This window comes from Ruegeria sp. HKCCA5839 (assembly GCF_013035585.1).
Lineage (GTDB): Bacteria > Pseudomonadota > Alphaproteobacteria > Rhodobacterales > Rhodobacteraceae > Ruegeria.
In genome coordinates, this window is sequence record NZ_WQIE01000007.1 from 113,694 (window position 1) to 137,137 (window position 23,444).

18 protein-coding genes and 1 tRNA gene are annotated in these 23,444 nt (G+C 56.4%); 6 read left to right on the forward strand and 13 right to left on the reverse strand.

Annotation, left to right across the window (positions count from 1 at the left end):
• Positions 1 to 101: 101 nt before the first annotated feature.
• Positions 102 to 2,315, forward strand: a complete 2,214-nt coding sequence (locus GOV38_RS17590) for an NADP-dependent isocitrate dehydrogenase (protein WP_171208026.1) — start codon at positions 102 to 104, stop codon at positions 2,313 to 2,315.
• A 359-nt stretch (positions 2,316 to 2,674) separates the two neighbouring features.
• Here the strand turns inward: GOV38_RS17590 and GOV38_RS17595 are convergent, their stop codons facing one another.
• The 12 genes from GOV38_RS17595 to GOV38_RS17650 form a co-directional block, all read right to left on the reverse strand.
• Positions 2,675 to 3,781, reverse strand: coding sequence for a transporter substrate-binding domain-containing protein (locus GOV38_RS17595; RefSeq protein WP_171101985.1), 1,107 nt, complete (start codon positions 3,779 to 3,781; stop codon positions 2,675 to 2,677).
• Positions 3,782 to 3,825: 44 nt separating this feature from the next.
• Positions 3,826 to 5,088: a transporter substrate-binding domain-containing protein gene (locus GOV38_RS17600; protein WP_171208027.1), complete on the reverse strand. Its 1,263-nt coding sequence runs from the start codon at positions 5,086 to 5,088 to the stop codon at positions 3,826 to 3,828.
• A 22-nt stretch (positions 5,089 to 5,110) separates the two neighbouring features.
• Positions 5,111 to 5,890: a PP2C family serine/threonine-protein phosphatase gene (locus GOV38_RS17605; protein WP_171208028.1), complete on the reverse strand. Its 780-nt coding sequence runs from the start codon at positions 5,888 to 5,890 to the stop codon at positions 5,111 to 5,113.
• Complete coding sequence (locus tag GOV38_RS17610) at positions 5,890 to 6,882, reverse strand: FHA domain-containing protein (protein WP_171208029.1); 993 nt, start codon at positions 6,880 to 6,882, stop codon at positions 5,890 to 5,892. The genes GOV38_RS17605 and GOV38_RS17610 overlap by 1 nt, the downstream gene beginning before the upstream one ends.
• Before the next feature lie 99 nt (positions 6,883 to 6,981).
• Positions 6,982 to 9,207: a serine/threonine-protein kinase gene (locus tag GOV38_RS17615; protein WP_171208030.1), complete on the reverse strand. Its 2,226-nt coding sequence runs from the start codon at positions 9,205 to 9,207 to the stop codon at positions 6,982 to 6,984.
• Positions 9,208 to 9,540: 333 nt separating this feature from the next.
• On the reverse strand, positions 9,541 to 10,824 hold the full coding sequence (locus GOV38_RS17620; protein WP_171208031.1) for a dynamin family protein: 1,284 nt from the start codon (positions 10,822 to 10,824) through the stop codon (positions 9,541 to 9,543).
• Positions 10,821 to 12,863 (reverse strand): dynamin family protein, encoded by a 2,043-nt coding sequence (locus GOV38_RS17625; protein WP_171208032.1) that lies wholly within the window; start codon positions 12,861 to 12,863, stop codon positions 10,821 to 10,823. The genes GOV38_RS17620 and GOV38_RS17625 overlap by 4 nt, the downstream gene beginning before the upstream one ends.
• Positions 12,864 to 12,931: 68 nt before the next feature.
• Positions 12,932 to 13,822, reverse strand: coding sequence for a hypothetical protein (locus tag GOV38_RS17630; RefSeq protein ID WP_171208033.1), 891 nt, complete (start codon positions 13,820 to 13,822; stop codon positions 12,932 to 12,934).
• A gap of 26 nt (positions 13,823 to 13,848) precedes the next feature.
• On the reverse strand, positions 13,849 to 14,250 hold the full coding sequence (locus GOV38_RS17635) for a hypothetical protein (protein ID WP_171101977.1): 402 nt from the start codon (positions 14,248 to 14,250) through the stop codon (positions 13,849 to 13,851).
• Between the two features lie 38 nt (positions 14,251 to 14,288).
• Positions 14,289 to 15,908, reverse strand: coding sequence for a dynamin family protein (locus GOV38_RS17640; RefSeq protein WP_171208034.1), 1,620 nt, complete (start codon positions 15,906 to 15,908; stop codon positions 14,289 to 14,291).
• An 8-nt stretch (positions 15,909 to 15,916) separates the two neighbouring features.
• Entirely contained in the window at positions 15,917 to 17,929 is a 2,013-nt protein-coding gene (locus GOV38_RS17645) for a dynamin family protein (RefSeq protein WP_171101975.1), read from the reverse strand.
• A gap of 3 nt (positions 17,930 to 17,932) precedes the next feature.
• The gene (locus GOV38_RS17650; RefSeq protein ID WP_171208035.1) at positions 17,933 to 18,349 is read right to left on the reverse strand and encodes a hypothetical protein; all 417 of its coding nucleotides are present in this window, start codon (positions 18,347 to 18,349) and stop codon (positions 17,933 to 17,935) included.
• Positions 18,350 to 18,777: 428 nt separating this feature from the next.
• On the opposite strand from GOV38_RS17650, the gene GOV38_RS17655 reads away from it, so the two are divergent.
• Positions 18,778 to 18,862: transfer RNA gene (locus GOV38_RS17655), tRNA-Leu, on the forward strand.
• Between the two features lie 16 nt (positions 18,863 to 18,878).
• On the opposite strand, the gene GOV38_RS17660 is transcribed toward GOV38_RS17655, so the two are convergent.
• Positions 18,879 to 19,496, reverse strand: a complete 618-nt coding sequence (locus GOV38_RS17660; protein ID WP_171101973.1) for a TetR/AcrR family transcriptional regulator — start codon at positions 19,494 to 19,496, stop codon at positions 18,879 to 18,881.
• Positions 19,497 to 19,628: 132 nt separating this feature from the next.
• Between GOV38_RS17660 and GOV38_RS17665 the strand changes: the two genes are divergently transcribed.
• The 4 genes from GOV38_RS17665 to GOV38_RS17680 all read left to right on the forward strand — a co-directional run bounded on the left by GOV38_RS17665 (position 19,629) and on the right by GOV38_RS17680 (position 23,400).
• A complete protein-coding gene (locus tag GOV38_RS17665) occupies positions 19,629 to 20,558 on the forward strand; it encodes an AEC family transporter (protein ID WP_171208036.1) in 930 nt (309 codons plus the stop codon).
• A 101-nt stretch (positions 20,559 to 20,659) separates the two neighbouring features.
• Positions 20,660 to 21,493: an S-formylglutathione hydrolase gene (gene fghA, locus GOV38_RS17670; protein ID WP_171208037.1), complete on the forward strand. Its 834-nt coding sequence runs from the start codon at positions 20,660 to 20,662 to the stop codon at positions 21,491 to 21,493.
• A gap of 3 nt (positions 21,494 to 21,496) precedes the next feature.
• Positions 21,497 to 22,948 (forward strand): Si-specific NAD(P)(+) transhydrogenase, encoded by a 1,452-nt coding sequence (gene sthA, locus GOV38_RS17675; RefSeq protein ID WP_171101970.1) that lies wholly within the window; start codon positions 21,497 to 21,499, stop codon positions 22,946 to 22,948.
• Positions 22,945 to 23,400, forward strand: coding sequence for a YaiI/YqxD family protein (locus tag GOV38_RS17680; RefSeq protein WP_171132754.1), 456 nt, complete (start codon positions 22,945 to 22,947; stop codon positions 23,398 to 23,400). Before sthA ends, GOV38_RS17680 begins: the two co-directional genes overlap by 4 nt.
• Positions 23,401 to 23,444: the final 44 nt, after the last annotated feature.

Sequence of the window (23,444 nt, forward strand, 5' to 3'; positions counted from 1 at the left end):
GGTTGGGTTTCATTACTCCGTTACGGCTCGGTGCCAGGTTGGATCATGGCACATACTCTTGGATCGCACGCCCCTGAAAGGCTTAAAAAAGGTAAGGGAACATGGCAGAAAAATCGAACTTCGATATATTGTATACCATTGTAGACGAAGCGCCGGAGCTGGCGAGCGCCTCGTTCCTGCCCATCATTCGCAAATTCGCATCCGCTGCGGGTGTCAGTGTCGGCACCAAGGATATCTCGCTGGCCGGTCGCATTCTGGCGACCTTCCCCGAGAATCTGACCGATGAGCAGCGTATCACTGATGATCTGGCCGCGCTGGGTGAACTGGTGAAAACCCCCGATGCGAATGTGATCAAACTGCCCAATATCTCAGCCTCGGTCCCGCAGCTGGTAGCGGCCATCGATGAGCTGCAATCGCAGGGCTATGACATCCCCACCTATCCCGAAGAGCCTTCGACCGATGAGGAAAAGGCCATCCGCGCGCGCTATGACGCGATCAAGGGCTCGGCCGTGAACCCGGTTCTGCGCGAAGGCAACAGCGACCGCCGCGCGGCGAAGGCGGTGAAGAACTATGCCCAGAAGAACCCGCATTCGATGGGGGAATGGGCGGCATCCAGCCAGACCAAAGTTTCGTCCATGTCGGGCGATGATTTCTATGCCAACGAGAAATCGGCCACCATCACCGCCGCGCAGGCAGGCGATGCAAAGATCGAATTTGTTGGCAAAGATGGCAGCACCACCGTTCTGAAAGACGGCTGGCCGCTGGAAGAGGGCACCGTAGCGGACGCGACCTTCATGTCCGTCAAAGCTCTGTCGGCATTTCTGGCCGATGCCATCGAAGACACCAAAAAAGACGGCACGATGTTTTCGCTGCATATGAAAGCCACGATGATGAAGGTCAGCGACCCGATCATCTTTGGCTATGCGGTCAAGGCGTGGTTGGCCCCTGTGTTCGACAAGTATGCCGCTGAACTGGACGCGTTGGGTGTAAACCCGAACTCGGGCCTGGGTGACCTTCTGGAGCGGGTGAAAGGCAATGCCGAGATCGTGGCGGCCATTGATGCGCTGAAGGGCGACCGCCCGTCGATGTATATGGTCGACAGTGACAAGGGCATCACCAACCTGCACGTGCCATCGGATGTGATCATCGACGCCTCGATGCCTGCCGTGATCCGTGCGGGTGGCAAGGGCTGGGATGAAACCGGCGCCAAGGGTGACACCAATTGTGTGATCCCCGACCGCTGCTATGCACCGGTCTATGATGAGGCTATCAAGTTCTTCAAAGCCAATGGCGCGTTGAACCCCGCGACGGCTGGTGCGGTTGCCAATGTGGGCCTCATGGCGCAGAAAGCCGAAGAGTACGGCTCGCACCCGACCACGTTCCAAGCCCCTGCGGATGGTACAATCCGCATCGTTCTGGCCAATGGTGAGACGCTGCATGCGCATGAAGTTGAGGCCGGTGATATCTGGCGCGCCTGCACCGTCAAGAAAGCGCCGATCGAAAATTGGATCCAACTGGCGATGGACCGTCAGCGCCTGACCGGGTCCGAGGCGATTTTTTGGCTGGACGCAAACCGGGCCCATGACGCCGAGCTGATCAAATACGTCAAACCGGCGCTTGAGGCTGCTGGCGTGGCCGACAAGTTCCAGATCATGGCCCCGCGCGAAGCAACGCATCAGACGCTGACAACGATTACGGCCGGTAAAGACAGCATCGCCATCACCGGCAACGTGTTGCGTGACTATCTGACCGACCTGTTCCCGATCCTGGAACTCGGCACGTCGGCCAAGATGCTGTCGATTGTGAAACTGATGCAGGGTGGCGGTCTGTTTGAAACCGGCGCGGGTGGCTCGGCACCGAAGCACGTGCAACAGTTGGTCGAGGAAAACCACCTGCGGTGGGACTCGATGGGTGAGTTCTGCGCACTGGGTGAATCGCTGAACTTCCTGGCCGACAGCAAAGGCAATGCCAAGGCCGGTGTTCTGGGGGCTGCAGCCGAAGCGGCAACGCAGCGGATCCTGGACAACAACAAATCGCCCAGCCGCAAAGTGGGTCAGCCGGACAACCGCGACAGCCACTATTGGTTCGCCCGCTATTGGGCCGAAGCCCTGGCGGCGCAGACGGAAGATGCCGATCTGGCAGCGGAGTTTGCACCCATTGCCAAAGCGCTTGCCGACAACGAACAGCAGATCTTGTCGGAATTGGCAGCAGCCCAAGGTCCTGCGGTTGATCTGGGGGGGTATTACCACACAGACGCAGCAAAAACGGCCAAGGTCATGCGCCCCAGCGCCACGCTGAACGCGATCATCGACTGATCTTGCCAGACAACGAAAACGGAAAAGCCGGCCTGCTTGGGCCGGCTTTTTTCGACCGTTCCCTCAAATACACACGAAAAAAGGCCGGCCCCCATAGCCAGCCTTTTTCTGAGTGAGTGGGGCGGCCCTAAGCCGACACCGGTATTGTTAAGCCCAGTCTAGAACATTGGACCCGAAAAAATATTCGGGGTTTCCCGTAGACATGAACGTTGTAGGTTCGCGGAAAGACCAAAATTCGTCCGAATTATGGTTAAAGTTTGCCGCTGCAACTTTTGACTGTTCTCGGCAGAACGTCTTGTTCATGAGCGAAAAAAGGGCCGGTTCAACAACCGGCCCCAGTGAATGCGTAAACCGAGGGATCAGTTCGACGCTGCAATCAGTTTTTCGTTATGCTCACGCAGAGTGTCAGAGATGATGGCGTACCATTCTCCTGACTCGCGCATTTCGTTCAGACCTTTGTTCATCATCGCGATGTACTCTCGCGCGAATGGGTTTGTACGGTGCGCCAGGAAGCTCATCGACGACAACGTCGACACATAAGGATTCTCGACAATGTCAGACGAGGTCAAGCCCATGTCCTTCATCGTTGCCGCAAACAGTTCCACTTCGAACGCTGCAACATCGGCTGTACCTGTTAGAACAGCGTCGAGGCACTCGCGTGCCGAGTTAGGCTGGACCACAGTCGTGTTGTTGTAATTCAGGCCAACCTCTTCCAAAACCACCATGCTCCACCCTTGCATGCGGCAGATCGTTGAACCTTCAAGATCGCTGAACGTGGTCGCATTGGTATATTCGCTCTCAGGCAGAGTATAGAAACCGCCGACAACGTCATAAACTGGAACTGAAGCAACAAACTGCGTGCACCGTGCTTCGGTCTCTGGGGACCACTCATAAGACCGGTTTGTACAGTCTGGCACGGTCCACGCGATCGAAATGTCAAACGCGCCCAGGGGCAGAAGCGTTTCCAAGTGCGAGGTCCAGTCATCAACAAAGCTGACCGAATAGTCACGGCTGTTGCCCGCCCGCTGCAAGCTCGTTGTAGCCAGGCGTGTCATGATGCCACCACCAGCAAGCGACTCTGTTGTGAACGGTTCCCAGCCGTTGCCTGCAACCATCTTGATTGGCGGAGCATAAACGTTTGAGCGTTGCACGCTCGCGGCACGCTGCTCTTCTGCGGCGATGATGTCCTGAGCCGAACGGCCATCCGGCAGGCTGCCGTCTTCGCACGGCAAGGCTAGAACAAGACCCGGCTCTAGCGACCCAGGGTTCGTTATTGCGTTCCGATTTGCGTTAAAAATCGGCTGATAGTTCGATGTTCCATAGGCCGCGATCGCGATGGTGGCCATCGTATCTCCGTCCTGAACCGTGTAGTTAGTGCAGGCCTCTTGTGCTGCCGCTGCGCTTGCACTGAGAGCGGTGAGGGCAGATGCCGACAGTACTGCTTTCTTCAGTTTTTTGTTAAACATGTCCACTTCCTCCAGACTATTGTTTTGCCCGGCCAACTTGGGCCTTAGCCATTTTCCATTTGGTAACGAAGAGCTGTTGACACGATGTCGCGCCATTCGCCCGATTGCTGCATGATCGCCAGACCCTGGTTTAGCGTCTCAAGGACAGCTACCCCATCTGGATTGTCTTTGTGGGTCATGACGTTAAGTGACTTGATTGCCGCCAGATTGGGGTTTTCGATTATCTGATGCTCATAGCCCAGACGGCTGATCGCCTCGTCGGCCAGATGGGCTTCGATGGCGATGATGTCAGCCTCACCTTGCATGACCGCGTGGAAGCAATCATCCGGAGAGACTGGCCGCATCAAGGTTATGACGGGTTCATACAAGCTGACCGCATCCATATGAGACAAAGACCAACCTTCGGGGCGACAGATCGTTGTCCCTGCGAAATCCGCGTAGCTGAGCGTCTGTTCATAGCCAGAGCCTGACAACGCGAAGAACGTATCAACGACTTCATAGAAAGGGTTCGAGAAATTGTAGGTCTCGCAGCGGTTACGGTCGTTTTCAGACAGGCTTTCGGCTGCTTCGCAATTTGGGCGCGACCACGGGAATGTGCCGTCAAAAGCCAGTGTCGGCATGAGCAAATCGAGATGCGAAGACCAGTCATTGACGAACTGGATCTTGTATCCCTGCTCGGGCGCGGCCCGCAACATGGCGGTCTCAACAAGCTGCGTATACAAACCGCGATGGGGCAGGGCTTCATCCGTGAACGGGGCGTAGTTTCCACCTGTGATCAACAGCAGCTGACGATCACGGATTTCAGGACGTTCACTGTTGGTTGCGTTCCGGATCAACGCAGCACCTTCGACCCGCGCGGCCTCAATCTCGGCCTTGGCGGCGGCCTTGGCGGCAATGACCGCGTCTTCGCTTGATTTTTTGGCAGCTGCTTCGGCGGCGGCGACACGGGCTTCCGCCTCAGCGATTGCCTTCGACGCGCGCTCTTCTGCAGCTTTCACCAATTCCGAAGCCATTTCGACCGCCATGCGTTCTGCTTCGGTATCCGGCTCGGGCAGGGCCCGTCCCACGTCTTCCAAACAAGGAAAAGTCAGCACATCACCGATCCGGATGATGTTGGGGTTTGACCCGATGACGTCACGGTTCGCGTCATAGAGAAAACCATAGTCTTCCGTCGCATAAACCGCGATTGCCAGTTCGCGCAGACTGTCGCCACGCTGAATTTCGTAGGTTGAGCAGGCTTCTTGTGCCGTTGCTGCGCCAGTTGCGGCTGCGAGCGCAAGGCTGGATATGATCAGATGGTTTCTCATGTGTCCTGTATTTCCACCAATTTCACGAAAGGGCCGGCTTAACGACGGCGATTGATATGTTGTCCTGATCCGGGTCGTTTTTTGCGTGAAGCGCTTGCAACAAAGCATCTGCGATGTCGCGCGCCGGGGCATTCAGATGCGCATGCATCAGTTGCTCAATTTCGGTGTCACTCAGAAACTGAAGCCCGTCGCTGCTCAAGACCAGGATGTCGGAAGATTTCAGTTCAAACGGAACTTCACGGCTATCGACCTTTGGAATCTCTGCACCCATGATCACCGAAGTCAGCTGATTGCGATCCGGGTGCGCCTTGGCTTGCGCCTCTGTCAGCGAGCCGTCGGCAACTTGGGCATCGATGACTGGGGCCATCGAGTGATCTTCATTGATCTGCTGCAATTTGTCGTCGCGGAACAGGTAGAGCGGGCTGTCACCAATCGAGATCCAAAACACGTTTCGATCTAGCAGCAACACACCCAAAAGGGTCGACCCAAGCTGAATACCGTGATCTTCGCTGTGGCTTGCTACGGCAGCGTTGGCCTGCATAGCAGCCAAGGGCAAGACATCGACAAGAGCGTCCTGCGAAAGCTCTTGGTCTTCCAGCAATCCGTCGAACGCCGCACGCCAGGTCGAGACACATAGGCCAGATGCAACTTCGCCTGCATCGTGACCTCCCATCCCGTCGGCCACAACGACATAGCCCGCCTGCGCCGCGTCGAAAACACGGGCTGCAATCGCATCCTCCTGCGTATCTCGCTGACCCTTATCCAGGATCAGCGCAACATCATATGCAGGGGTTGCCAGCATCAGTCGGTATCCCGCCAGTCAAAGCCATCGTCGCAGAAGGCTGCAAAGCGGAGAGAGGTTTCACTGATGCGGATCAGGTCACCGCTGGACAGTGCGATGGTGCTGAGGACAGGCTTGCCATTCAAACGCACAAGGTTGGCCTTGCCACCATGGCCCAGATAGCATTTGCGATCTTCAGGGTCGTAGGCAATCACCGCATGGTTACTGCGCGAGATGCCGGTATCGCCGAAATCCAGCTGAATGGCCTGATCATCGTTCCGACCGATCTGCATCAGACCTTCGGTCAAGGTAACAGCTGCGCCGCGACCCGGGCCCGAGGTTACAACAAGCCAGCCGACGGGGAATGTGGGCTCTGCCGCTTCGGTCTTGGCGACCGGAGCTGCCGTTTCCATCAAGTCCTGTACCTTGGTGTCACCGCGCTCGAACCCAAGGAAGGTAGTTTTGACGCGAGACCGGCGGTCACCAGTCGGAGCAGTTGCCGGGATCGGCGTTGGCTCTGGTGCTTTTGCGAGAGGCTCGGGAACACTCAGCTCCTCTTCTTGCTCGACTTGCTCGACGATTTCGGCAACCTCTGTGATGCTTTCAATCTCAGCGGTTGGCTCCGCTTTCTCTTCAGCCACCTCTATCGTCGCTTCGGCAACGGCTGCCATGACCTCTTCTTGGCTGGAAACGCCCTGTGCCTCGGTCAAATGCAAGGTGACAACCGGATCATCTTCTGACGCGATTTCGCTTGCAGCAGGTTCCTCTTCCACGAGGTCTTCCTCGGGAAACTCTTCCATCTTCTCTTCTGGAAGCAACTCGTCGGCGTCGTCATAGCTCTCTGAGCTAAGATTGCCACCAGCAAGCGCGTTTCGCAGCGCGTTGAAATCCGCGATGGGCTCAGGCTGGCTGTTGTCTTCGGCCTGTACCTCGCTGACGTCTGCGAGATCATCGTCCTTGGCTTTGCCGGCACCTTCCAGAAGCCGGCTCAGAGGGCTTTTATATTTGAACATGGTGTCGACACCTTCTTCGCTAATGATGCGGGGCAGAGCCCGCGGGTTAATTCAGTTCTCAGCGCCGAAGCGCGGGGTTGAGGCAGACGCGCCGCGCGCTCAGTTTCCTGCCAGTTGCATGGTTGCGGTTGTTTCGGTTCCGTTACGCAGCACGGTGAATTTGGCTTCGGGCGTGTTCTCGGCCACCAGCGTCGCCAACACGGCGTCCAAAGCTTCGGGCTGGTCAATCGCTGTATCGGTGTTGCTTTCACGCAAGACGATGTCGCCGACCTGAAGACTTGTCTGACCTTCATTAGCAATCGAGTTCACGACAGTTTGCCAGCCGCTATCCGAAACATGTGACGCCTCAAAGGTCAGGCCGTTCTCCAACCCGATGCTGCGCTGTGCGGGAAGCGCCAAAAGGCCGTTCTGAGCACGCGTCTGCCCAAGTTCGCGATAGCGCGCGGCCTTGCGGATATGGCCATCAGGATCAACGGTAAAGCTGTCCAGAAAGTGAGCGGCAAGAGAAAGATCTGCGCGCACCGGGTCACCATTCAGCGTGAAAATGGTCGCGCCACGCTGCACCCATTCACCAATGACCGACATGTCCAGGTTTGGGTTCACAGCGGTGACCGCGATTGTATTGCCAGTGGACGCGCGCCGAAGCGCCGTTTGGAACGGAATGGTCACATCCCAATGCGCGAACGACACCTGTTTTTCGGAAAGGTTGACCGGTGTTGACGCCGCCTTTGCAACGGGCGTCACGTCTTCAGCCACGGTTTCATTAAGCTGCGGTGCGGCCGCAGCTTCGATGGGAAGATCTTCGGCCGCTGTCTCGTCGGACGCTTCTTCCAGCGCCCGCGCCAAAGCAGCGGCCAAAGGTTCTAGCGTTGCCGCAACCTCGGGAGTAACAAACTCTTCCTGCTGGGCAGGCTCGGTCGGTGCAACATCTGAATCCGCCGCCGGGGCCGGCTCGGCCGGTTTCGGCTCTGTGATGGCCTCGGCGGTCTGCTCGATCGGTTCCCCGGCGACCGCAATGGCATCGTTGGCCACTGCCGCTTCGGGGCTTGCCTCGGGCGTACCAGTGTTGCCCGACATCACATAAAATCCGCCTGCGGCCAGCGCAATCAACGCAACACCTGCAAGCAGCACAAATTTCTTGGTACCCCCGGTACCACTTCGGACGACGGTATCTACCGCCACCTTGTTGTCATCGTCCGAGGAAAATTTGGCCAGATCTTGATCCGCCTTATCCTCGTTTCCGAGGGTCAAGTCAGCGTTTCCGGCCAGCAGCGCAGTGACGACGGCCTCGGCGTTTTCGCTCTCGGCCTTGATCCGCGCTGCCTCTTCTTCCTTGTCCTTGCGGTCCATCCCGACAATGACCGAGATCGGGCGATGCTCGAACGTGTCGAACATGACGTCCGGGCCACGGAACATACGCAGCCAATCCAGCGCCGATTGCAGACGGTCGGTGGCATGTACCTCCATCGCCTTGTCGATCGCTTTCAGAAAGTCTTTGGGATAGCCGACAAAACGGCCGTCGAGCGGCGAATAGGGATCGGCATGGCCACTGTTGAACGCGTTCAACCGTGTCTGACCGTCAATCGGACGCTCACCGCTGATGGCGTGGTAAAGGGTTGCCGCAAGCACATAGAGGTCGCTGCTGGGCCCTTGATCTGCACCCCGCACGTAGAATTCGTGTGGCGAATACCCGTCCTTGATCACCCGCAACGTCATCAGCGCCGCGGATTTATGGGCCGCCTGCTCGCGCGCCGCGCCAAAATCGATCAACACCGGCTGATGATGCTCGTCGATCAGAATATTGTCCGGCGAAATATCACGGTGCAACATTCCGCTTTGGTGGATGAATGCCACCGCAGACAACATTTTTTCGGTCACCTGAACGATGAAGTCCGGGCCCCGGTCGTTTTCGGGGTTCTCGACATATTCAAGCAGATCACACCCACGGATCAGGTCCATCGCGATGTAGGCGGTGTTGTTGTCTTCAAACACCTGATGCACGTTCACGATATTGGGGTGCACCAAACGCGCGTGATTGCGCGCCTCGAGAATGAACAGGTCTATGATGGCGCGCAGGTCTTCTTTGTATTCAGGATCGGCCGGTTCAACCAAATCACCGCTGCGTTTACACAGCGCCCCGGGGAAGCACTCTTTGATAACCACGTCACGTTCAAGGCTGTCGCGCGCCAGATATGTGATCCCAAAACCGCCATTGCTCAGAAAGCGCAGGATTTCGTATTGCCCGCGCAACAGTTTGGCGCCTTGTTGCAGACCTTCAATTTGAGGTTCGTCGTGCGTCGTGCCGACAGCCTGGTTGTGGCTCATTTCTTCCCGCCCATTTAATACACATTGCGGCAAAGCTAACTGGGCTTTCAGCCCGCGAACTCACAACCAAACACAGCCGCAGAAACTTAAGACTGTTAGACGGTTCAAATCTGACTTTATTGGGGCCGCCGCATGGCTTCACTATGGACTTAAAAATGGGTGAATCAATATATTGAGATATCGACCTTTTCGACGCCATATATAGTGTTGCTGAGTTGGGTAAACCGCACCATACCCCGCATTTCCCGGCTATTGGTCACTGAATTCGAAACAATAGCAGCCCGATTCTTGACACCGCGAATCGGGCTGTAACAGTGCAATCTATGCGGGAGTTCAGGTGCCTGTTCGGGAAGCCGCAGAAGCTTCGGAGCTGCCAGCCCAGGCCAGAGTATCGCTCAACTGGGCCAGAATCCGTACCGCATCTTTCAAAGGCGCGGAACCGGTTTCGAATTGCAGCAGCAGCAAAAGGTCCGTCGCCTTTTCAAATTCAGCTGGAACCCAATCTGCGTCTGGGTTGATTTCTTCACTTGCCTCCAACCGCTCGGCAAAATCCTCAACAATCTCCTGACAATTCTGCAGAAATGCTGCAGGCTCGGTCTCGGGGCTTTCGCTGAGATCATGGTGAATGCTGGCAATCGCTGCCAGCCAATCCTCGAGGATCGGGTTTTGCAAGGGCGAGTGATTTGCCGCGACGCCAGGTTGAACAGATGCATCGTCAAGCTGTTCTTCTGTTTGCGCGTCGTCAAACTGTTCCTGATAGGGCTGGAACACAGTCTCGATGTCTTTTCGCGCCGCGTCCAGATCGGCCTGGCGATGAACCGATGCCATGCGCAATACCTGCTCGGCCAAATCCTGACCACCGCAGTTGTTCCAAAGATCAAAGTCAGGCTCAGGTTCTTGTGCCATCGCGCGTACCGCGACCGGAGTGCCAATCGGAACAACGGCTTGAAACAGGCCGTTCTTTTCTTTGTCCAGCCGCGCGGTGACACGCTCGAGCGCGGATTTGTCCGTCAAAAGATCAGCATGGGTGACCGCAAGCACACTGTTGTCACGCAGCTTTTGCGGAACCTTCATCCACAGGTGACGCTCAGTCTCACGCCAAGCGGTGGTTCCATTGGTGCACCAGATCGCACAATCGACGTAGCTCAACAGGTCCAACGTCTGCTTATAGGTGTCATCCAATGCGCCGGCACCCGGCAAGTCGAACAGTGAGATTTCCTGCAGGGCAGGGGTGTTTAGCCCAACCGAGATGAAATCTGGTTCTTCCTTGGCGGCTTTTTCGAGAACGATCCCCGAGTAAACTTTGGGCTCTCGATCCCACCAGCCAACTGTGGTTTCCGGAGACTCGGAATAAGCCACAATCACCAGCGGCAGTTTAAGATGCTGCGGACCTGTCGGCAGAATGTCGGCACCTGCCAGCATATTGGCAAGGCTTGATTTTCCAGCGCCGAACTCACCCGCGAAGCCGATTGAAACGGCGTTCGAGAGCTTCTCGGCATGTGCCATCGCTTTGGAACGCAGATCGTCCAGCTCTGGTGTTGCCGGCAATTTCTCAGTTGCAGTCAGAAACCGTTCGAGCTGTCTTACCTCTGCATCGGTTCCGGGGAAATCGATCATTCTGCGGCCTCTGGCTGAAGATTGTCTGACAGGGCAGCGCCCATGGTGCTGTTCAATTCATCGACGATGTGGCGGGCGCGGTCAACCGCAGCTTGTGCTTCGACACGCGGGTTGCTGCTTTGCGGCCCAACGCGATGCTCTAGATGGCCTGTGAGAAGGGCCAGGTAGTGATCCAGCACAGTTTTCATCCGCTCGACCAGATCACCGCGCGCGGTGTCGATCAGATCATCACCGATCATCTCGAATTCCTGAATGATCATTCGCTCAGCCCGATTGACGACGCTTTTGCGCGAAATCAGACGCGACAGCCAGGTGACGCGAAGTTCGACTGTTATACCTCGGGTCAGAGCGGTCATGTTCGGGCGGAACCAGCGTACAGCACTGGTATTCATGCGATTTTCAGATTGGTCGCGCCATCCAGGCAAGGCGCGGAGTGCCGCGTTGCTTTGCATATCAATCGCATAAAGCTCGCTCAACATGCGTTGGCGTACCACTTGAGTTGCGCCTTGAACCAATTCGCGCATGCGTTCGCGCAGCGGTCCAAAATTCAACTCGGTCTCGTTGTTCTTAGCAAGCAAAGGCGATTGCCCGTCAGGTCCACGGACCACCAAAGAGACAGCCTCGGCCACTGTGTCATCCATGACACCCCGCAAATTGGCCAGAACGTCGTCCATTTCATTGGTGATCGTCTCCGACTTTTCGACCACAAGCGCCTTGAGGTCTGAAAGCGCCTGATTGCTTTCCGTGATATCTTTGGTTTCGGGCCCCTCTTTCGCTTCCAGCGCGCGCAGGTTCGCTTTGCTGCGATCCAGCTCGCCCTGAGCGAAGCTGTTCAAGTGCTGCCACGCCATACGCAACTGCTCATTACGCGGCCCATTTGTCAGGGCCTGAGTTACATGGTGCCGCAGGTCTGGCAGACCCGAAGCAACCATAGCGGCATAGCGCAAAATAGCGGCGCGGCTAACAGGGCCCGAGCCCTGCTTGATCTCTTCCACACCAGACAGGTACTGACGCATCTGCTCAGGGTGCGCCCGAAGCCAGGCAAGGATCTGGTCGTGATCAATCCCGGTTTCATCACCTGTCAGAGCGTAGTGCGCCCATTGTGCGCTTCCCATCAGAACATCGATGTCCGAGTTGCCAAGGGCACGTTCGAGCCCTTCCAATACATCGGCACGTACTTTCGTCGCGTCTTCTGCACCACCACCCAATTCGTCGACACGGTTGATGAAAACCACGATCTGACCAAGTTCCAACGCCTGCATCAGGCGGAACAGCTTAAGGTCCGCCCGCGAGAGTGCTTGGTGAGCAGACAGAACCACGACGAAGAAGTCCGACTCTTTCAGGTATTGTCGCGAAATCTCTTCCCGGATCAGCAAAGGGTCGTTGACGCCGGGTGTATCTGTGACCGTCAGGGGAAACGGAAAATGGCCGAGGTCAAAGTAAACTTCGGCCTTGCGGGTAATGTCGCTATAGAGGCCACGATCAGACCCGGGATCATGCCCGTCCTCTTCTGTCGGGTCGTCGCCTGCGCAGACATACCGCGCCAAATCCTCGGATGTCAGATCTTCCAAATCATGGTGTTGACCCAGCAGGTGTTTATAACTTTCACCCAAACGCAGCTTGGCGCGCGTTTTCATCGCCTCAACCTGCTCTTCGATCATCTCGCGCTTATAGCTGTCCTCCTCATCGGGGAACATGTTGCGCAGCTCTTCGCCTTCGGCGATCAGCGATTGCCATTGGCGGTTGTCGAAGAAATGAAATTCGGCGCCAGACGTTCTGCCCGAAGGGTGACCGAAATGCATGTCGGTAATCACCGTCGTCCAAGGGTTTACGTCCGAGGGCAAGTATTCGGCATGACCGGTAAACCCGTTGATCAGGCGAGACTTGCCGGCTTTGATCTGGCCGACAAACGCAATCGAGGGTTTCAGGTTTGTCAGGTCGTCAACAATGCGTGAGATGAAATGACGGGTTTCGTCATTGCTCATCTCATTCATATCTTCAGCGATGCGAATAAGTTCGTTGCGTTTCTGCTCGCTCATTAGGTTCACCTGGTAACTCATATGCACTAATATTAAAGAATAAAGAACAGGATAGGGCAGGATCGCGGTTATTCAGCGACACCCTGCAGTGATCTCCATAGGTTTACGACTGCACCCAGCTTGCGCGCCTCGTGCAATGTGATTGCTGTTTGCGCACCGTCGCACAGGATCGAAAGGCCGGTGCCTTGCCCGCCCGAAGCGCGCACAACAATCAGTTGTGGTTGGGTCAAGGCACCTTCGCTGTCCGATTTCCAGCCGGCAAGGTCCTTTGCAAAGCTTTGCAAAAGCTCTTGTTCGGGAAAACCGCTCTGACCTTCGGCGCAAAGCCCGTCGAGTTCGAGCCCTTCGCCGTCGTCGTCACTTAGAAGGATGCGACCCTCTGCAAAGCGATCAGAGGCCGTGTAGAAACCATGCGCCATACCCGAGGGGCTGGTGGGTTCGGTTTCCACGGCTTCAACCGGTTCCACGTTTGGCTCGGGCTCGATTTCTTCCTCGGGCGCGTCGGGCACGATCGTCATTATAGGTTCTTCGGAAATTTCCATCCCGGCACAGGCTGCAGCGATCTCGGAATAGGTGATCCCGACATCGTCAGCCTCAAGCTGGTTGTCCGGGCGCAGCGATACCAATTCGAGGGGGCCAGGGGCCATCGCGATGTCCGTCACCATCCGTGCCAGAACCTCGGTCAGTGCTTCGCGCGACTCCGTTTCAAAATCGGGCGTTGGCTCGTCGCCAAAGCTAAAGATATCGGTGATGCGAGAGCTATTGACCTCAATCGCCAGCACCAGGTCGTTGGCGGCCGTAAACTCCAGCCTGCGCGGAAGAATGGTGCCACGAATGGCTTTCAAAACGCCGTTTCTGCGGTCCTGTGCGGTGTCACCGTTCAGGTAGACAGCAGGCGTCAAACGCGCGAGTGAGTTGCGTCCAATACTGTCGAGCATCTCAAGAATGTCGGTATCCATCGTGTCTTGACCCCCTTTGGACCTGTCTAAACCGCCGCCGCAACTGGCCCGAGGCTGAGATGTGATTTCGTCAGCGCCAAGCCCGCTTTTTCGTCACTGCGGCAGACATAACAGACTACGTGATCGGGATATTCCCGCGTCCGCAAAAAGATATGCAGCCGATCATCCGAGAAAACGGCAATTTCCCCAAAGCCCGGGTTGTCATCTTCTTGGGTGCCGATCATGCGCAACAATGATTCAAAGCCACGAACACCGCGCCCTTGAAACAAGTTCGCAACGGCCAATGCCAGGTTCTCGAGCAGGTTCGTGTGATCCGGTTGATCCGATTTCAACCCGAGCAACATACCCGTTTCCATATCAACATACCCGGCTGCAACGCAGTCGGGTATGGAGTCCATGGCAGTGGAAAGCGCGTTCTCAATTGACATGTTCTAACCTGCCTTTGGCGCGAGCGAACCGGAACAAACTACAAAGCATGTCGTTCCGCCGCCGAGTTTTCTTCAGATCGTCCAATTGGGCTTACCGGCTGATCTGAATTGGGTTGGTAATCACGGGATATCTGATCGAACTCGGTCAGGAAAGCCGAGAAGACACTGCGCAGCCCATTGGCATCGTCGGGCAACTTCTCTTTCGAAACAAATTCGTTCCAGAGATCGACCGCGCTGATCGGCGTTCCAGGCACAACCTGAATGAGTGATTTCACGTCCGGTTCTGGGGCGTCCGCGATGTCATCCTCAAGCTGCATTGGTACAACTTGCCCGTCGGTCAGCGCATTGGATTCGGGTTCGGGCTCGTAGTCTTCTTCAGACTTTTCAGCCAATAGGGCCGTTATCGAGGATACAGACCGTTCGATATCGGATTCGACGCCGCGCGCGATTTCCACGATTTCGATCTCTTCTTCAACCGGATCATCTTCACTGGTGTCCGAAACGGTCAGTTCATCTTCGGGTTCCGCTTCTTCTTCGCCTTGGAACTCGAACTCGTCAACATCCGTGGCCGGGTTCGGCAGGAAGTCCAGATCCATTGCCTCGTCTTTGTCATCGCTGAACGAAACATTCTGATCCTTCGCTGCGACCTCGTCTTCTTCGACGATCATCTCCTGCCGCAGCTTTTCGGCTTCTTCGGCATCGATCCTCGGACGCTCGATCTCGTCCGAACGCCGTTCGACACGCGCAGGACGCACCGGAAAGCTTGTCACGGTTTCGGTGTCCGCGTTTTCGGGAGGGATCACTCGGACAGTGGTCACGTCGTCCTTTGCCTCGCCCGGCTTGGCCGGGCGCAGCGGCTTGATCTTTTCGATCCCAGGTAGGGTCGATTTTTCCATTTGGTAGCGCGACAGCATTTCGGCGCGGCTTCCCATAATCTGCTCGGTGATCTCAAGGAAGCTGTCGACCATCTTGCCGCCACCGCTGCGGCCCCACATCTCGGCATCTCCGGTCTTGTCCCGGGCAATGATGGCATCGCGTGCCGAGAAAAGGATAGACCGATTGAACAGATGTCCGGCCTCGCGGTTCACGCGACGCAGCACCTTTTGGCGATCTTTCGTATTCAATGCGTCAGCACGGGTGACCAACAAAAGCGAGTTGGCTTGCAGACGCTCGGGCAAGGACACCCAAGTGGCACGCTCGGTCTCGCGCCATGCTTGAGTAGAATGTGTACACCACAGCACGCCATTGGCCTGACCAACCGCACGACGCCAGACATCGTTCGAGATCTTGGGATCAGATATACCGGGGGTGTCGATCAAGTCGACGGCCTCAAGAATATCTGCCTCAAGGAAAATGCGCACGAACTGCACATCGTTGACGCCAACCTGATCAAGCTGATCCAGAGTGATCATTTCTTTGCTGCCATCATGACGCAGAACATAGGCCGAGCCTTTTCCAAAGCTGAACCAGACCGGCGGCAACTGCGTCGCTGTGACTTGTGTCGGCAACGTTTGTTTGCGCAAGAGAAAGTTCATCAATGTCGATTTACCGGCACTGAATTCCCCCATCAGCGCAAACACGGGCTTGCGGCGCGACCACTTTTCAATGCGGTCCCAGGCTTTGGGGGTAACGAAACGGGTTTGTGCTGTATTTATCATAACTCTTCTTATGCCGCTTCGTTGCTAAGATCTTTGAGGATGTCACCGAGGATATCGTCGCGCGATTTCTGAGGCTTCTGTTCGGCCATCAGCTCTGCACTACGGGCTTTGCTTTGCTCTCCGGATTGAGAGATGCTGAGCAATGTCTCCTTCTGCTCGCGCAGGAAATCAGACAATGTCGCCCGGACATTTTCCAGAACGGCTGCGATCTGGTTTTCTTCGATGTCCTTGGTGATCGAGTTCGCCTCAGAGGCGATCAGACGGGTGTAATCCGCGGCATAAGCTTCAAAGCCCTTGCGCTTTTGCCACCAGCGGCGCCACCAGGTGCTTTGCAGGTCAAGCGCAATGGTCTTGCCGATGCCCAATGGCGGCGGTACGCGCGGCACAATCGGCGCTTCGATCGTGAACTCGCCCAGATGGTTACCCAACAGCTTATGGTACAGTTCACCGATATCCGCTGCAGCGGCTTCATAGAGCGCACCAGCATCTTTCCGCATCGCGCGGGCAAAGCTGAAATAGGCCGCTTTCTGTAGGGTCCGAAGGCCAGCGGGATCGTATTGCCAGGTCCCCTGCTCGCCGTTTTCTTCCAGATGCGCGATCAACGAGTCCGTCGCGCGTTTGACAAAGTTCGTCTCTGCCGAGGTCAGGCGTTCGAGTACCTTGTCGCGCAGTTTTGCGGTCAACTCGGCCGCTTTCTTCTCGTATTCGTCTGAAACGGTGGCGATCGCCTCTTCGGGGCTGGCGCCTTCCAAGTTGTGAACGACCCCTTCGCTGTCCGACAGCTTTTTGGCAACCGAGGTGGCACGAATCTGGCTGGCGATGTTGCGCGCACGGTGGCGCACGCGGTCGATCAATCGCTTGCCTGTACCTTCAGCGATCCGTTCATTCATTGCCAACAGCAGATCCGGCAATCCGGACAATGCCCAAATCTTATCCAACGACGCGGCTTCATCCCCAAAGCCGGCCGCCAGATAGAACGTGTTCAGGGTCTGCCGCGATTCTTCCGTGAGGATGTCAGGATTTCCTGTCAAAGCGGCTTCTGCCCAAAGGGCACTTCCGAACACGATACTTGTTGAGGTGTCGATGTTGTTCTGTTTCAGCGTTTCCTGAATTCTGTCACGAATTTCAGGCACTTGGTTGATCGGATCCGACAGTTCATCAATCCGGTTCACGAACAGGATGATCTGACGGTTCTCAAATTGCGCGATGATCCGCATCAGCGCCATATCCATCGTGGTCAGCGCCTGACTGGCGGCCAGAACCACGATACACACTTCAGACCCGCGCAGGCTGCGCAGGGTGATTTGTTCGCGCACCATGAACGTGTCGTTCACACCCGGCGTATCACAAAGGCGCAAAGCCAACGGATACTGCGGAATATCCATGTAAAGCTCGGCCGACTTGGTCACATCGGCAAAACGACCTGTCTTCGGGTTGATGTCCGGATCGTCTTCATCGCCCAAACAGACATAGCGTTGGATCAACTCGTCGTCGAAATAGTCGTACTGGTGGCTTTGCCCCAGGATCAGGTCAAAATGCTTGCCCAGACGTTCTTCCGACTTGGCCTTCATCTCGGCCACCTGGCGACGGATGTCCTCCATCTCGTCATCGGCACCGGCCCGGTTAGCCAGTTCGCCCAGACGGCCGCCACCGACCATCAGGTTGTCCCACTCTTCTTGTTCAAAGAATGTGAATTTCGACTTTGTGTCGCCTTCGGTCCGAGTGTTGATGTTGAGCGTGGTCACCACCGAGGTCCACGGGTTTACATCAGAAGGCAGCAAATCCGGGCGCCCTGCCAGAATGTTCACGATCGACGATTTGCCCGCCTTGACCTGCCCCACCAACGTCACGTTGGCGGTGAAGTTTTCCATTCGCGTCTTGAGTGTGGCCAAACGTGCCGAGGAGCGCGCATCCGCCACCTCTGTCAATTGGTCAATCTGCGCCGTCAGGGAAGTCATCGCTTCTGTCACGGGGGACAGAGCTTCGTTTCCAACGGACAAAAGATGGTCGTTGCGCGCCATTATTCAGCCTCCGGTGCCAGTTGCGGCAATTTCTAACGGCTGGCCACCTTTCGGCAGGCCCGCCAATGTGTCGATTCGCGCGATCAGATCCAGCGCATTGCCCAAGATCTCGGCCTCGGTCAGAGGCGATATCGATTCATAGGCCAATGAATCGGCCAGAACTTCGATCGAGCTGAAATGCTCTCCATTTTCCATACGCGCGACGCGACGCCCTGTTGGAAAGTCCTGGGATTTGTGTGCGGGTAACGGCATACGCGCATTGGCCAGCAAATAGCGGTCACCCGAAAGGGTTTTCAAAGCAATCCCAAACCCTGTTCCAGGGTGATGACGATTTAGAACTTTGAGCTCGTCGACAAAGCTCTCACGCGCAAGATCGATGACATCCTGCTCGCTTACGGCGTTGTTCATCTGGTTGGTCACGACAGAGACCCCTGTTGTTGGAGTTGAGCGGGAACTGGCAAACGCGCCACGCGGCAAAAAAGACTCATTAACTCGTTGTCGTTAAACAAGCGCGATTACCGCGGTGTTATTTTGACGCGAATAAGATTTTTTGGCGTTTGAATTGTGGCGCGATTGTGATGGCTCTTCGCATAAATGTCTCAACCCAGGGTGGAGTTGCGTGAATACGCCGGGAAAAACACGGACCAAACACCGTAACTGGCTGGCCGGAATGAAAAAAAATGACCGAGGCACCCACTCGGTCAAAGAAACACTTCTGATAACCCTGCTCGTCCCGGTGAGGGTCATAACGTGATACACAAACTTGCGCTGGTCTTCATTTTCCCTCTCGCACTCGACAGGAAGCTTTGTTATTCAGCGCGTCATTGCGGTGCACATGCACCACGGTTGCGGGTGTGGCGAAATTGGTAGACGCACCAGATTTAGGTTCTGGCGCCGCAAGGCGTGGGGGTTCAAGTCCCTCCACCCGCACCAAAATTTTCGAAAAATATTAAACGCCGTAGCGCGACATGAACATATCGACCGCCTGCGTCGCGACGGCCTCGATTTCGTCCTGGGTGAAGGACACCTGAATGCCAAAGACCGACCGATTCCAAATCCGGACTTTGCAGAGCTCGGACAGCTGTTCAGCTGCCAAGTGGACATCGTCGATCTTCAACTCACCTTTGGCGACGGCCTTGTCCAAATAGGCTGCCATATGTTCCTGGCCGTTTTTTGGGCCAGCCTGGTAGAACGCTTTGCCAAGTTCGGGGAACCGGTCACGTTCGGCCACACAAATGCGAAAGACCTGCTGAGCAAATTCAGAAACCAGAAACCCGGTCAATTGCGTGGCAGCAATCATCAAGACTTCGCGCGCCGGTTTCGTTTCATCGATCATCGCGATCACCCGCTCAGCCATCCGGCTGCATTCGGTCTGGGCGACTTCGGAAAACAATAGGCGTTTGTCTGGGAAATAGCTGTACAAGGTGGCCTTCGAGACCCCGGCGGCGCGGGCGATATCGTCTACGCTTGCGCCTTCGAACCCGTCTGCCATGAAAACCTCTCGCGCGCCGCGCAGCACCTGATCAAATTTGCGCCCGGTGCGTAGAATCGTGGCAGTTTGGGTCATGACACCTCCTTGAGTATCCGTCGAGAATATAAACCATTTAGTTTAGTATCAACGATTTTTGATAACCACGTGTCTCGTTTCAATGCGGTAAAGGCCCTTGCGGCACGCGACAGCTGTGCTAGGGACACTTTCATGGTCGAGATTTTTTTGCGCACTCTGCCCTTCTTTGCGATCATCGGCTTGGGCTATTGGGCTGGGCGCACACGGTTTTTTCCGGCCGAGGCGACGGCCTATCTGACGAAGTTCGTTTTCTATTTCGCCCTGTCCGCCATGCTCTTCCGGTTTTCGGCTACGCTGCCCTTTGACGAGATATTCGATGTGAAACTGGTGATCGGGTACCTGGTTGGCACATTGGCGGTCTATAGCCTGGCAACGCTGGTGGCCTATCTGCGCGGGCTCGACATCCCCACCGGAGCGGTCGAGGCTCAATGCGCAGCTATTGGGAATGTGGGCTTTTTGGGCCTGCCGATGCTTGCGCTATTGTTCACCGAAGCCGCGATAGGCCCGGTCATGGTCGTTTTGACCGTGGATTTGGTGGTGTTTTCTTCGCTGATCGTCATCCTGATAAACGGTGGCCGGGACGGCCGGCTGTCATGGCGCATGGTGCGGCAGATCGGGAAAGGGCTGCTGACAAACCCAATGATCCTGTCGATCTCGGCAGGTGTGGCATGGTCTGCACTAAAGTTTCCGGTTCCTGCTCCTCTGACCGACTTTCTGACAATTCTGGGCGGAGCCGCTACCCCCGGTGCTTTGTTTGCCATTGGCGCGTCGTTGGCCGGGAAGTCCGCTGAACGCATCCAGGTTGCGGGTTGGCTGAGCTTTTGCAAGCTGGTGATCCACCCGCTTTGCGTCGCCATCATGTTGCTTTATGCGCTGCCAATTGCCCCGTTCTCGGCGGCTATAGCAATTTCTGCGGCCGCCCTGCCCGTGGCAGGTAACGTCTATATTCTGGCAGCGCATTATGGCATTGCACCGCAACGGGCATCAGCTGCAATTTTGCTTTCAACAATGCTCAGCATTTTTACAGTCCCGGTCGTCATCGGCTGGATTAGCGCTCTCTGATCTTCACCAATGGTAAATTATGCGCGCTTTCTGCACCTGCACTTTACCTTGCGCTTGCAGGCCGTTAGCCATGTCCCAAACTCATTGCAAGGAAGAGCGTGATGGAAACCCTTTCGGAAAATGCATGCTTTGGTGGTGTACAAGGCGTCTATCGCCATGCGTCGTCAGCCTGCCAATGCGATATGACTTTCGGGCTATTCCTGCCCGCCGAAGCAAAAGACGGCCCTGTCCCGATTCTGTGGTATCTGTCTGGCCTGACCTGCACGCATGAAAACGCGATGACCAAAGCCGGGGCGCAGGTCTGGGCTGCGGAACAGGGGATCGCAATTGTCTTTCCTGACACGTCCCCACGTGGCGCGGGCGTCGCCGATCACGACGACTATGATCTGGGACAGGGTGCCGGGTTCTATGTGAACGCCACACAAGAACCCTGGGCCCCGCATTTTCAGATGTGGGACTACGTCGCGACCGAGTTGCCCGAACTGTTGGTCGAAAACTCCGCCATAGACGCCGATCGCCAGGCCATCACCGGGCATTCGATGGGTGGGCACGGCGCCTTGACGCTGGCGATGAACCTGCCAGGTCGCTACCGTTCGGTCTCGGCTTTTGCACCGATCTGCAACCCGACCGGGGCCGATTGGGGCCGCAAGCAGTTGAGCGCGTATCTGGGGGATGACACAGCGGGCTGGAACAAACATGACGCCTCGCTGTTGATGAAGGAAAAGGGGTTTGACGGGCCGGTGCTGATAGATACCGGTGCCAAAGACCAGTTCATGGATCTTTTGCGCCCGGAAACGTTGGCACTGGCCATTGCCGAACGTCGCCAGCAAGCCATTTATCGGCTTCAGCCGGGTTATGATCATTCCTATTTCTTTGTGTCCACCTTCATGGAAGACCACATCACCTTCCATGCCGATGCGCTATACGGGGACTGAAGCATGAGCGATTTTGACTATGATCTGATTATCATTGGATCGGGTCCCTCTGGGCGTTCAGCGGCAATTCAGGCTGGGAAGCTACAACATCGGGTCTTGGTCATTGACCGCCATGACCGGTTGGGTGGCGTTTCCGTTCATACAGGAACAATACCGTCGAAAACCCTGCGGGAGACTGTTCTCAACCTGTCTGGCTGGCGCGAACGGAGCTTTTATGGGCGCTCGTACCGTGTGAAGGACCAGATCCGGGCAGAAGACCTTAAGGCACGGCTGCATATGACGTTGGATCATGAAGTCGATGTTTTGGAACACCAGTTCAACCGCAACCATGTGGACACGCTGAGCGGTCTGGCGAAATTCATCGGCCCGCACGAGGTTGAGGTTGCCACCGATTCCGGCGACACCACGCGCCTGACGGCGGCCAAGTTTCTGATTGCAACCGGCACCAAGACCTATCGCCCGGATTATGTGCCATTCAATGGCAAGACGGTTGTGGACGGGGATGATTTCCTAGAAATGGCGGAAATCCCACGCTCGCTGGTGGTGATTGGCGCAGGTGTGATCGGTGTGGAATATGCCACCATGTTCTCGGCGCTCGATGTACGCGTGACGCTGATCGAGCCGCGCGAGACGTTCCTTGATTTCATCGATACCCGATTGATCCACGAGTTCACCCATCAGATTCGCGAAAATGGTGTGGATCTGCGGCTAGGTTCGGCGGTCGAAAAGATCGAAGATGCGGGCAGCCATGTGGAGGTGACGTTGGAAAACGGGCGCCATGTGCGGGCCGAGATGCTGCTATTTGCAGCCGGTCGCATGGGTGCCACTTCAGCGCTGAACCTGGAGGCTGTGGGGATCGAGACCGATCATCGCAACCGGATCAATGTCGACCGCAAGACCTATCAAACTTCGGTTCCGCATATCTATGCGACCGGGGACGTCATCGGTCATCCATCACTGGCCTCGACCTCTTTGCAGCAAGGTCGTGTGGCCGCTTGCCATGCGCTGGACACGCCAACCTTGCCGGAAAGCCCGTGGTACCCCTATGGCATCTATTCGGTACCCGAGATGTCGACCTGCGGCATGTCCGAAGAAGAGCTGCAGGAGCGTGGAATACCCTATGAGGTCGGCGTGGCGCGGTTCCGCGAAACCTCACGCGGGCATATCATGGGGCTGGAACATGGCATGCTGAAGATGCTTTTCTCGCTCAAGACCCGCCGCGTCTTGGGGGTGCAGATCGTGGGCGAAGGGGCGACCGAGTTGATCCATATCGCCCAAGCAGTGCTGAACCTGAAAGGCACCGTCGACTATTTCGTGCAGAACACGTTCAACTATCCGACGCTGGCCGAGGCCTACAAGATCGCCGGTCTGGACGCCTTTAACCGGATGCCGATCCCGGACGAGTTCAAAGTGCGCAAGAAGCCCGCCGCAAAGAAAAAGGCCAAATCGGCGTGACAACACTTTATATCGACGGCGATGCCTGTCCGGTGAAAGCCGAGGCAGAGCGCGTGGCAACCCGCCACAAAGTGCCACTGGCCCTAGTTTCGAACGGAGGGCTGCGCCCGTCACCCAATCCGCTGGTGCAGGTTGTCATCGTGTCCGAGGGTGCCGACGAGGCGGATAAGTGGATCGCCGAGCGCTGCGGTGCGGGAGATGTGGTGGTGACATCCGACATTCCTCTGGCCGCCAAATGTGTCGAAGCCGGCGCACGGGTGTTGCGACCCAATGGCGAGGCCTTCACCGCCGCCAATATCGGCCAGCAATTGGCGATGCGTGATCTGATGGCCGATCTGCGTGCAGCCAACCCTCTGGGACAGGGGGGCGGTGGCAAACCCTTTGGCAAGGCGGACCGGTCGCGGTTCCTTGACGCTTTGGAGCGAGAGCTGCGAGCCGCCAAGCGAGGCTGACACTCCCGCCGGTCATCGACGCATCAAAGATGCGCCTCTTCCCG

Bases quoted from the DNA above. Each gene is read 5' to 3' on its own strand.
- GOV38_RS17640 (WP_171208034.1), bottom strand. From the start codon at position 15,908: ATGATAAATACAGCACAAACCCGTTTCGTTACCCCCAAAGCCTGGGAC.
- GOV38_RS17660 (WP_171101973.1), bottom strand. From the start codon at position 19,496: ATGACCCAAACTGCCACGATTCTACGCACCGGGCGCAAATTTGATCAG.
- GOV38_RS17600 (WP_171208027.1), bottom strand. From the start codon at position 5,088: ATGAGAAACCATCTGATCATATCCAGCCTTGCGCTCGCAGCCGCAACT.
- GOV38_RS17620 (WP_171208031.1), bottom strand. From the start codon at position 10,824: ATGATCGATTTCCCCGGAACCGATGCAGAGGTAAGACAGCTCGAACGG.
- GOV38_RS17630 (WP_171208033.1), bottom strand. From the start codon at position 13,822: ATGGATACCGACATTCTTGAGATGCTCGACAGTATTGGACGCAACTCA.
- GOV38_RS17610 (WP_171208029.1), bottom strand. From the start codon at position 6,882: ATGTTCAAATATAAAAGCCCTCTGAGCCGGCTTCTGGAAGGTGCCGGC.
- GOV38_RS17645 (WP_171101975.1), bottom strand. From the start codon at position 17,929: ATGGCGCGCAACGACCATCTTTTGTCCGTTGGAAACGAAGCTCTGTCC.
- GOV38_RS17590 (WP_171208026.1), top strand. From the start codon at position 102: ATGGCAGAAAAATCGAACTTCGATATATTGTATACCATTGTAGACGAA.
- GOV38_RS17625 (WP_171208032.1), bottom strand. From the start codon at position 12,863: ATGAGCGAGCAGAAACGCAACGAACTTATTCGCATCGCTGAAGATATG.
- fghA (WP_171208037.1), top strand. From the start codon at position 20,660: ATGGAAACCCTTTCGGAAAATGCATGCTTTGGTGGTGTACAAGGCGTC.
- GOV38_RS17595 (WP_171101985.1), bottom strand. From the start codon at position 3,781: ATGTTTAACAAAAAACTGAAGAAAGCAGTACTGTCGGCATCTGCCCTC.
- GOV38_RS17605 (WP_171208028.1), bottom strand. From the start codon at position 5,890: ATGCTGGCAACCCCTGCATATGATGTTGCGCTGATCCTGGATAAGGGT.
- GOV38_RS17615 (WP_171208030.1), bottom strand. From the start codon at position 9,207: ATGAGCCACAACCAGGCTGTCGGCACGACGCACGACGAACCTCAAATT.
- sthA (WP_171101970.1), top strand. From the start codon at position 21,497: ATGAGCGATTTTGACTATGATCTGATTATCATTGGATCGGGTCCCTCT.
- GOV38_RS17665 (WP_171208036.1), top strand. From the start codon at position 19,629: ATGGTCGAGATTTTTTTGCGCACTCTGCCCTTCTTTGCGATCATCGGC.
- GOV38_RS17635 (WP_171101977.1), bottom strand. From the start codon at position 14,250: ATGTCAATTGAGAACGCGCTTTCCACTGCCATGGACTCCATACCCGAC.